This is a genomic window from Pseudogulbenkiania ferrooxidans 2002, from assembly GCF_000174355.1.
In the GTDB taxonomy this organism is placed as follows: domain Bacteria; phylum Pseudomonadota; class Gammaproteobacteria; order Burkholderiales; family Chromobacteriaceae; genus Pseudogulbenkiania; species Pseudogulbenkiania ferrooxidans.
The window spans coordinates 398,048-408,363 of record NZ_ACIS01000004.1; the positions used below are offsets into that span (position 1 = coordinate 398,048).

General features: G+C 65.8%; 8 protein-coding genes. 6 read left to right on the plus strand and 2 right to left on the minus strand.

Annotated features, from left to right (window positions below; translation table 11 throughout):
* Positions 1–80: 80 nt before the first annotated feature.
* Positions 81–2,168 carry a phosphate acetyltransferase gene (gene pta / locus FURADRAFT_RS09215; protein WP_008953867.1) on the minus strand — a complete coding sequence of 696 codons (2,088 nt, stop codon included), beginning with the start codon at positions 2,166–2,168 and terminating at the stop codon, positions 81–83.
* A gap of 15 nt (positions 2,169–2,183) precedes the next feature.
* Entirely contained in the window at positions 2,184–3,386 is a 1,203-nt protein-coding gene (locus FURADRAFT_RS09220; protein WP_008953868.1) for an acetate/propionate family kinase, read from the minus strand.
* Between the two features lie 530 nt (positions 3,387–3,916).
* Here FURADRAFT_RS09220 and FURADRAFT_RS09225 point away from each other — a divergent pair.
* From FURADRAFT_RS09225 to FURADRAFT_RS09250, 6 genes are all read left to right on the plus strand, one after another.
* Positions 3,917–5,026 (plus strand): aromatic ring-hydroxylating oxygenase subunit alpha, encoded by a 1,110-nt coding sequence (locus tag FURADRAFT_RS09225; RefSeq protein ID WP_008953869.1) that lies wholly within the window; start codon positions 3,917–3,919, stop codon positions 5,024–5,026.
* 67 nt (positions 5,027–5,093) lie between these two features.
* On the plus strand, positions 5,094–5,621 hold the full coding sequence (locus tag FURADRAFT_RS09230) for a hypothetical protein (protein ID WP_008953870.1): 528 nt from the start codon (positions 5,094–5,096) through the stop codon (positions 5,619–5,621).
* Positions 5,618–6,502, plus strand: coding sequence for a DMT family transporter (locus FURADRAFT_RS09235; protein ID WP_008953871.1), 885 nt, complete (start codon positions 5,618–5,620; stop codon positions 6,500–6,502). The genes FURADRAFT_RS09230 and FURADRAFT_RS09235 overlap by 4 nt, the downstream gene beginning before the upstream one ends.
* 31 nt (positions 6,503–6,533) lie before the next feature.
* The gene (locus tag FURADRAFT_RS09240; protein ID WP_008953872.1) at positions 6,534–7,421 is read left to right on the plus strand and encodes a DMT family transporter; all 888 of its coding nucleotides are present in this window, start codon (positions 6,534–6,536) and stop codon (positions 7,419–7,421) included.
* A 36-nt stretch (positions 7,422–7,457) separates the two neighbouring features.
* Positions 7,458–7,814, plus strand: a complete 357-nt coding sequence (locus FURADRAFT_RS09245) for a SpoIIAA family protein (RefSeq protein WP_008953873.1) — start codon at positions 7,458–7,460, stop codon at positions 7,812–7,814.
* Positions 7,815–7,871: 57 nt separating this feature from the next.
* Positions 7,872–10,175 (plus strand): Tex family protein, encoded by a 2,304-nt coding sequence (locus FURADRAFT_RS09250; protein WP_008953874.1) that lies wholly within the window; start codon positions 7,872–7,874, stop codon positions 10,173–10,175.
* Positions 10,176–10,316 lie beyond the last annotated feature (141 nt).

A 10,316-nucleotide genomic window follows, 5' to 3' on the forward strand; every position in this document is an offset into this window, starting at 1 on the left:
TAAAACAAGTGTTTGATTGATGCAACGGGTCGAGCCGCGGCGTGGTGTGTTTCACCACGCCGGGCGGGAGCGGGGCGGCTTCAGCCAGCCTGCTGGTCGGCCTGGATCGCGGTCAGCGCGATAGTGTAGACGATGTCGTCGACCAGCGCGCCGCGCGACAGGTCGTTCACCGGCTTTCTCAGCCCCTGCAGCATCGGGCCGACGCTGACCACGTTGGCCGAACGCTGCACCGCCTTGTAGGTGGTGTTGCCGGTGTTGAGTTCGGGGAACACGAACACCGTGGCGCGGCCTGCCACCGGGCTGTCCGGTGCCTTCTGCCGGCCGACGCTCTCCACGCTGGCGGCGTCGTACTGCATCGGGCCGTCGATGATCAGGTCGGGGCGCTTCTCGCGCGCCAGCCGCGTCGCTTCGCGCACCTTCTCCACGTCGTCGCCGCTGCCGGACGAGCCGGTGGAGTAGGAGATCATCGCCACGCGCGGCGGGATGCCGAAGGCGGCGGCGGAATCGGCCGACTGGATGGCGATGTCGGCCAGTTCGTCGGCGCTCGGGTCCGGGTTCACCGCGCAGTCGCCGTAGACCAGCACCTGCTCCGGCATCAGCATGAAAAACACCGACGACACCAGTTTCGCCTCGGGCGCGGTCTTGATCAGCTGCAGCGCCGGGCGGATGGTGTTGGCGGTGGTGTGCACTGCGCCCGACACCAGGCCGTCCACCTCGTCCAGCGCCAGCATCATGGTGCCCAGCACCACGTTGTCCTCCAGCTGCTGCTCGGCCATCGGCGCGTTGAGGCCCTTGTTCTTGCGCAGTTCGATCATCGGCTCGATGTAGCGGCCACGCACCTCGTTCGGGTCCATGATCTCGATGTCGGCCGGCAGTGCCACGCCTTGCGCCTCGGCCACCTGTTCGATCTCGGCGCGGCTGCCGATCAGCACGCACTGTGCGATGCGCTTCTCGTGGCAGATCGCGGCGGCCTTGATGGTGCGCGGCTCGTTGCCCTCCGGCAGCACGATGCGCTTGTTGGCCTGGCGCGCCTTTTCCATCAGCTGGAAGCGGAACGCCGGGGGCGGCAGACGGTGCTCGCGCGGCGCGCCGACACGGTTGCGCAGCGCCTTGGCGTCGAGGTGCTCGGCGACGAAGTCGATCACCTGTTCCATGCGCTCCAAATCGTCGGCCGGCACCTGCAGGCTCATATTGGTCAGCAGGCTGGTGGTTTCCAGCGTGTTCGACTCCGAAGCCAGCACCGGCAGGCCGCTGGTGAAGGCCTGGTGGCACAGCTGCTGGATGCGCGGATCCGGCATCGCGTCGCAGGTCAGCAGCAAGCCGGCCAGCGGCACGCCGTTCATGCTGGCCATGGCGGTGGCGAGCACGATGTCCTCGCGGTCGCCCGGCGTCACGATCAGCGCGCCCGGTTTCAGCAGGTGCACGATGTTGGGCACGGTGCGCGCGGTGATCACGGTGCTGCGCACGCGGCGGCGCGTCATCTGGCCGGCGTGCACCAGGCGCGCCTTGAGATAGTTGGCCACGTCCAGCGTGCGCGGCGCCAACAGCTCGGGTTCGAGCGGAATCGCGCCCAAGAGCGGCAGGCGGTTGTGCTGCAGCGCCTGGCTCGACTCCAGGATCTCCAGCGCCATCTGCGCGGTGTCATGCTGCTTCGAGACGCGGTTGAGGATGTAGCCGGCGGTGCTGCCGTGGTCGCCGCCGAACGCTTGGATGCTGATTTCCAGCTGTTCCGCGATCTCGTGGCTGGCCAGCTTGTCGGCGGCGCCGACCAGGATGGTTTGCGCCTGCAGGTTGCGTGCGATCCGGGTGTTGAGAAAGGTGGAGTAGGGGTGCTTCTGGTCCGGCACCAGTCCCTCCACGATCACCACGTCGACGTTGCGGGCCGCCTGCTGGTACAGGCTGACCACCTCTTCCATCAGCTGGTCGACCTGGCCCTGGCTGAGGAAATGCTCCACCCGCTCCATCGTGAGCGGCTCCGGCGAGGCCAGGTGACAGATGGCGCGGGCGAAGTGGGTGGAGCGCTCGGGTTCGTGATGGCCGGCACCCTGGGCGATCGGCTTGACGAAACCGACGCGCAGCCCGGCCTGCTCCAGCGCGCGGATCATGCCCAGCGCCACCGAGGTCAGCCCGGCGTCAAAGCCCAGCGGGGCCAGAAAGAAGGTCTGCATGAAATCGTTCCTGTCTTAGCGGGTGAGGGCGGCGGGCGTGGCCAGGGCGGCGGTGTCCAGCGCGATCATCAGTTCTTCGTTGGTGTTGATCACCAGCGCCGGCACCGAGCCCGGCGCGGTGATGCAGCCCGCCTGGCCGCGCACGCAGCGATCGTTGGCATCGGTGTCCAGCCGCAGGCCGAGGAAGCCCAGCAGCTTGACCACGCGTTCGCGCAGGTAGGACGAGTTCTCGCCGATGCCGCCGGTGAACAGCACCGCGTCGAGCCGGCCCAGCGCCACCGTCAGGGCGGCGATCTGCTTGGCCAGACGGTAGCTGAACACCTCCAGCGCCAGCTGCGCGGCGCCGTCGCCGGCCAGGGCGGCGTCTTCCAGTTCACGGCAGTCGCTCGAGAGCTCCGACAGACCCAACAGCCCGCTCTGCTTGTTCAGCAGTTCGGTAATGGCGTTGACGTCGAGCTTCAGCTCGCTGGCCAGGTAGCCGAACAGCCCCGGGTCGACGTCGCCGGAGCGGGTGCCCATCACCAAGCCTTCGAGCGGAGTCAGCCCCATGGTGGTATCGACACTTTTGCCGCCGAGGATGGCCGCCGCCGAGGCGCCGTTGCCGAGGTGGGCGCAGACCAGGGCGGTTTCCTCGAGCGGCTTGCCCAGCATGCGTGCGGCTTCGGCACTGACAAAGCGGTAGCTGGTGCCGTGAAAGCCGTAGCGGCGCACGCCGTGCTCGCGGTACAGCGCCATCGGCACCGGGTAGAGGTAGGCGCGCTGCGGCATGCTCTGGTGGAAGGCGGTATCGAACACCGCCACCTGCGGCAGGCCGGGGAAGCAGGCGATGGCGGTGCGGATGCCCAGCACGTGGGCCGGGTTGTGCAGCGGCGCCAGGCGGGCGCAGTCTTCGATGGCGGCGATCACCTCGTCATCGATGAGGGTGGAGGCCTTGAAGCGTTCGCCGCCGTGCACCACGCGGTGGCCGATGGCCTGCACGCTGTCGAACAGTCCGCGCCCTTGCAGTTGGGCGAGGATGGCACGCATCGCCGCGGCGTGGTTGCCTTCGGCCAACGTCTGCACCGTTTTCTCGCCTTGATGCTTGAAGGTGATCTGGGCGTCGTCGAGCCCCAGCTTTTCGGCGAGGCCGGTCAGGCTGGCGTGCTGCGTGGTGGTGTCGATGAGGGCGAATTTCAGCGAGGAGCTGCCGCAGTTGATGACGAGAATGCTCGAACTCATAGGCTTAGTCTTGCAAATTACGGGTGAATGATAAAAAAACGCGTCTCCCGTGGTGTTTCGACAAACAGTCGGCTCGCAGGCCGCGGTCTGGGCCGGCGGCGGCGAGTCGTCCCCGTGGCATGGCTGCCCGCCGGTGTGTGTTGGCGGGTAGTGCCTGCAGGGCGTGGCCCGGTGGCGGTTGTGTTACGGCACCTGGCGTGACTGTGTCGAAGTGTGTGCGGCGCAGACTATAGCACATTATCGGATGCTAATGTTGCGCTGCATCAAATGTACAAGACTCTGATTTGTTGCGGGAAAAAAGCGTAAATTGAATTTGTGGCGCAACGATGCCGGAAATTGGCGACAAGGCCCCCTCTCCGCGTCTTCTGGCGCGGTAAAAAAAGCTTGCCGGGGCAGGGGAATGGGGGCACAATCCCGGCCTCGGACCCGGCAGGGTCCTTTGTGTTTTTTTGAATCTGTTCCGTAAACTCGTCTTCTTAACAGCGAGATTCGGCTGGTCTTATATCTTCTTCCACGGAGGTGTGGGAATAATGTCTGATCTGGCTTCACCGCAGTTGCTTCAAGCGTCTGCCGCTCAGCTACCCGTTTATACCTATTTCGACCCGGCGTTCTACGAACTGGAGCAAAAGCTGCTGTTCGCCGATGCGCCGCAATACTACGGCCACGAACTGATGGTGCCCAACGAAGGGGACTACCAGACGCTGGCCTGGATGGACCACGGCAAGATGCTCAAGCGCGTCGACGGCGAGGTCAAGCTGATCTCCAACGTCTGTCGCCATCGCCAGGCCACCATCTACCAGGGGCGCGGCAACGGTAACCACATCGTGTGCAATCTGCACGGCTGGACCTACGACAAGGGCGGCAGCCTGGTCGGCGCGCCGCACTTCCCGCAGACGCCGTGCCTCAACCTGGGCCAGACCGCGCTCACCAGCTGGAACGGCCTGCTGTTCGACGCCCGCCGCGATGTCGCCGCCGACCTCGCCAAGCTCGCCGTGGCCAAGCACCTGAGCTTCGAGGGCTACGCCTTCCACAGCGCCCACGTCACCGAGTACGACTTCAACTGGAAGACCTTCATCGAGGTCTATTCCGAGGACTACCACGTCGATCCGTTCCATCCCGGCCTTGGTCACTTCGTCGACTGCGGCGATCTCAAGTGGGAATGGGGCGACCAGTACCACGTGCAGACGGTCGGGGTGAAGAACAAGCTGGCCCGTCCCGGCTCCAAGGTCTACGGTGCCTGGCACGACGAAGTGCTGCGTCGCTTCGCCGAGCGCCAGCCGGAATTCGGCGCGATCTGGCTCACCTACTACCCGAACATCATGATCGAGTGGTATCCGCACGTGCTGGTGGCCAGCGTGGCCATTCCGCGCGGCCCGGAGAAGTGCACCGTGATCACCGAGTTCTACTATCCCGAAGAAGTGGTGTGGTTCGAGCCGGAATTCATCGAGGCCGAGCAGGCGGCGTACTTCGAAACCGCCAAGGAAGACGACGAAATCTGCTATCGCATGCACCAGGGGCGCAAGGCGCTGTGGCTGCGCGGCGAGAGCGAGGTCGGTCCCTACCAGTCGCCGACTGAAGACGGCATGCAGCACTTCCACGAGTTCTACCGGCGCCTGATGGGCGAGCACCTGGCTGGCTAAGCCCGGTGATTCGGTGCACAATGGCGAGGCGCGGGTTTCCGCGCCTTTTTGTTTATCCGATCCGGTAATGCCTGCTACCTCCCGCCTTCTCGCGCTGTTCCTGCTGCTGTTCGCCGTTGCGGCACAAGCGGCCTATCTCGACCCGCTTGACCGCCTGAGCTTCACCGTCCCGACCGGCTGGAAGGTGCGCGTCACCCGCGTCGATGGCGTGCGCACGCTGCGCGTGGTACCACCCAAGGCCGACGAGCGCGAACGCGCGGCGATCAGCGTGGAAATCCACCGACGACATCTGGCGCGTGGCGAAACGCTGGAAACGTTGGCCGAACGCTACCGCCGTGCCGAGGGTGATCGCGAGGCTGCCAGTCTGGTGCGATGGGTGCCGACCGCCGGACGCCTCACCGTGAGCTACCGTGAAGGACAGTTCGTTTCCGACAGCCTGTGGATCATGCGCCGCAACCTGCAGGTGTTCCTGCTGACCGGGCAGCATGACGTGATCGAGGCGCGCTGCGCCGCCAATGCCTCCGAGTACCACACCTACCGCCGCTCGCTGGAGTCGGTCTGCCTGTCGCTGGTGGTGCAGAAGGGCCGCTCATGAACCGGGTCGTGGCCTGGGCTCCGGGTTGGCAGCGCCTGCGCAGCGGCCGCCTGGGAGCCGGCTGGATGGTGGTGGCGGCGCTGTTCTTCGCGCTCATGGGCGTCTTCGTCAAGGTCGGCGGGCGCTCCTTCGGCGCGCTCGAACTGCTGTTCTACCGCACCCTGTTCGGCGCGCTGATGCTGGGCGGGGTGATGGTGGCGCGCCGGCGCAATCCGCTGACGCCCAACTGGCGCGGGCACCTGCAGCGCAGCCTGATCGGCTACGTGTCGATGGGCTTGCTGTTCTACGCGCTGACGCACCTGCCGCTCGCCACCGCCATCACGCTCAACTACACCTCGTCGCTGTTCTTCACCCTGATCTGCCTGGTGCGGCTGAAAGAACCGCTGACGCGCACCGCGGCGCTGGCCCTGGCGGTGGGGTTTGGAGGCATCCTGCTGCTGCTTCGGCCAACCTTTGCCAGCGACATGTGGTTTGCCGCCGCCATGGGGCTGGCCTCCGGCGCCAGTGCCGGATTCGCCGTATTCCAGGTGCGCGAACTCGGCAAGATGGGGGAGGCGCCGTGGCGCGTCGTGTTCTGGTTCTTCGCCATCTCCTCGGTATTCGGTGCGGTACTGTTGCTGCTCGGCCCCGGCTTCACCCCGTTGAGCGCGGAGACCTTCTGGCCCCTGCTGGGTGTCGGTCTCACCGGCATGTGCGGCCAGCTCGCCATGACCCGCGCCTACAAGGACGGCAGCAAGTTCCTGGTGGCGAGCTTCGCCTACCTCACGGTGGCGTTCTCCGCGGTGCTGGGGGTGCTGCTGTGGGGCGACGTGCTGCCGCTCGAGGCGCTGGCCGGCATCCTGCTGATCGTTTTTTCCGGCGTGCTGGCGGCGCGCCGCTGAACCCGCTTCGTCCAATCCTTTCTATTGCAACATGATGAAACCTACCGAGCCGGCGCTGGCCGCTCCCGACGTTCCCGTTTCCCGCTGGCGCCTCGGGTCGGCGTGGATGGTGGTCGCCGCGCTGTTCTTTGGCCTGATGGGGCTGTTCGTCAAGCTGGGCGCCCAGCATTTTTCCTCGACGGAACTGGTGTTCTGGCGCACGGCCTTCGGCACCCTGACGCTCGGTGTGGCGGCGTGCTGGCGCCGTGAGCGCTTCGTCACGCCGCATCTGCGCTACCACGTGCAGCGTGGACTGATCGGCTATATCTCGCTGCTGCTGTACTTCTACGCCATCGCCCACCTGCCGCTGTCCACGGCGGTCACGCTCAACTACACCTCGCCGTTGTTCCTCGCCCTGCTGTCGGTGCTGGTGCTGCGCGAACGCCTCTCCGCCAGGGCTGTGGCCGCACTGGCGCTGGGCTTCGTCGGCGTGCTGCTGCTGCTGCGGCCTACGCTGGCCGGCGAGCGCTGGGAGGCGGGCTTGCTCGGTCTGGGCTCCGGCCTGCTCGCGGGGTGGTCCTACCTGCACGTGCGCGAACTGGGCCGGCTGGGCGAACCGGAATGGCGCGTGGTGTTCTACTTCGCGCTGATTTCCACTGTCGGCGGCGCCGTCCTGATGCAGTTCGACCGCTGGCATGCCGTCACCGCCACCAACGTCTGGCTGCTGCTGGGGCTGGGCCTCACCGCCACGGTGGCGCAACTGGCGATGACGCGGGCGTACAAGGTCGGCCGCAAGCTGGTGGCGGCCAACCTGTCCTATCTGACCGTGGTGTTTTCCACCCTGCTGGGCGTGCTGGTGTGGCAAGATAGCCTGACGCTGGCCAGTTTCGTCGCGATGACGTTGATCGTGATCAGCGGCATCCTCGCCAGCCGGCGCTAGAATAACAATGAGTCCCCTCACCTCAGGAGCAAAGGCATGATCTCCATTCGCGAGCAGGATTACGGCCTCGATGTGGCCTTGTTCAACGAATTCACCCTGGAAGACTTCAAGGAGCTCGAGGTGGCACTGATGAAGCGCATTGCCGAGCATGGCAAGCCCGATATCTTCCTCGACCTCTCGGAGCTGAAGGATTTCACCATCGACATGGCGGTCGAGGAATTACGCTTCGTCCGCGCCCACGACAAGGAGCTCGGGCGCGTCGCCATCGTGGTCGAAGACGTCTGGATCAAGCTCGCCGCGCACATCGCCGGCCTGATGTCGCACACCAAGGTGCAGTACTTCGACACGGCCGAAGCCGCCCAGGCCTGGCTGGCGGGGCCTGTCGCCGCTTGATTTTGCGGGCAGACGGGCTACAGTATCGGCTTTTTTCCGACGACAAGAACAAAGCCGATGTTGCCTAGCATTGCCCGCCGCCTCGCGGCAGAACTCAACGTCCGCGAAGCCCAGGTGGCTGCCACGGTCGAACTGATCGACGGTGGCGCCACCGTTCCCTTCATCGCCCGCTACCGCAAGGAAGTCACCGGCGGGCTCGACGATACCCAGCTGCGCACGCTGGACGAACGTCTGCGCTATCTGCGCGAGCTCGACGAGCGCCGCGACGCCATCCTCAACAGCATCACCGAGCAGGGCAAGCTCACCCCCGAGCTGCAGGCCGCGTTGTACGGTGCCGACAACAAAACCACGCTGGAAGACCTCTATCTTCCCTACAAGCCCAAGCGTCGCACCAAGGCCCAGATCGCCCGCGAGGCCGGGCTCGAACCGTTGGCCGAAAGCCTGCTGGCCGACCCGTCGCAGGACCCGTCGGCCGCGGCCGAGGCTTACGTCGACGCCGGCAAGGGCGTTGCCGATGCCAAGGCGGCGCTCGACGGCGCGCGTGCCATCCTGATCGAACGCTTCGCCGAAGACGCCGAACTGCTCGGCCGTCTGCGTGACAAACTGTGGAGCGAGGGCGAGCTCGCCGCCAGTGTGGTGGCCGGCAAGGAAGAAGAGGGCGCCAAGTTCTCCGACTACTTCGCGCACCGCGAGCCGATCCGCTCCACCCCCTCGCACCGCGCGCTGGCGCTGCTGCGTGGTCGCAACGAGGGCGTGCTGTCGGTCGCCATCAAATACCAGCCGGACGAAACGCCGATCACCGAGCGCTCCGCCTACGAGCAGCTCATCGCCGCCCACGTCGGCGTGCTCGACGCCGGCCGCCCGGCCGACAAGTGGCTGCTCGACACCGTGCGTCTGACCTGGCGCGCCAAGATCTTCCTGTCGCTCGAGCTGGAACTGGTATCGCGGGTCAAGGAAGCCGCCGACGCCGAAGCGATCAAGGTGTTTTCGGCCAATCTGCACGATCTGCTGCTGGCCGCCCCGGCAGGCCAGCGCCCGACGCTCGGTCTCGACCCGGGGCTGCGCACCGGCACCAAGGTCGCGGTGGTCGACAACACCGGCAAGGTGGTCGCCACCAGCACCATCTACCCGCACGCGCCGCGAAACGATTGGGATCGTTCCATCGCCGAGCTGGCGGTGCTGGCGGCACGGCACAAGGTCGAGCTGATTGCCATCGGCAACGGCACTGCCAGTCGTGAAACCGACAAGCTGGCGCAGGATCTGATCAAGCGTCACCCCGAACTCGGTCTGACCAAGATCGTGGTGTCCGAAGCCGGTGCCTCGGTGTACTCGGCGTCCGAACTCGCCGCCAAGGAATTTCCCGACCTCGACGTCAGTCTGCGTGGCGCCGTCTCCATCGCCCGCCGCCTGCAGGACCCGCTGGCCGAACTGGTCAAGATCGATCCCAAGTCGATCGGCGTCGGTCAATACCAGCACGACGTCAACCAAAGTCAGTTGGCCCGCGCGCTGGACGGCGTGGTCGAAGACGGCGTGAACGCCGTCGGCGTCGACGTCAACACTGCCTCCGTACCGCTGCTGGCGCGGGTGTCCGGCCTCAATAGCACGCTGGCCGCCAATATCGTCAGCTACCGCGACCAGAACGGCGCCTTCCGCACGCGCAGCCAGCTGCTCAAGGTGCCGCGTCTGGGCGATAAAACCTTCGAGCAGGCGGCGGGCTTTTTGCGCATCACCGGCGGTGACAATCCGCTCGACGCCTCGTCGGTGCACCCCGAGGCCTATCCGGTGGTGGAAAAGATCGTCGCGCGCTGCGGTCGCGAAGTGAAATCCTTGCTGGGGGACAGCGGCTTCCTCAAGACGCTCAAACCGCACGACTACACCGACGAGCGTTTCGGTGTGCCTACCGTCATGGACATCCTGAAGGAACTGGACAAGCCCGGCCGCGACCCTCGGCCCGAGTTCAAGACCGCCACCTTCCAGGAAGGGGTGGAGGACCTGAAGGACCTAGCGCCGGGCATGGTGCTGGAAGGCGTGGTGACCAACGTCACCAACTTCGGCGCCTTCGTCGATATCGGCGTACACCAGGATGGCCTAGTGCACATCTCGGCGCTGTCCAACAAGTTCATCGACGACCCGCGCAAGGTGGTCAAGGCCGGCGACGTGGTCAAGGTCAAGGTGCAGGAGGTCGACGTCAAGCGCCGCCGCATCGCGCTGACCATGCGTCTCGATGACGAAGTCGGTGCCGGTTCCCGTCCGTCGTCCCGCGCCGACGCGCCGCGCGGGCGCGACAATCGCAAGCCGGCAGCGCAGCCAGCGGGCGACACCGCCATGGCGGCCGCCTTCGCCAAGCTGCGCCAGCGCTAAGCCGTCGCAGTCGATCAAATGTCCTGAAACGACGCCGTCCACGAAGTTCGTGGGCGGCGTTTTTCAACTTTTCCTTTGTTCGCCAGGGTCTTACCTGTAATCGAGATGGGGGAGAGGATATTTCCTCCCAAAAAGTGTTGA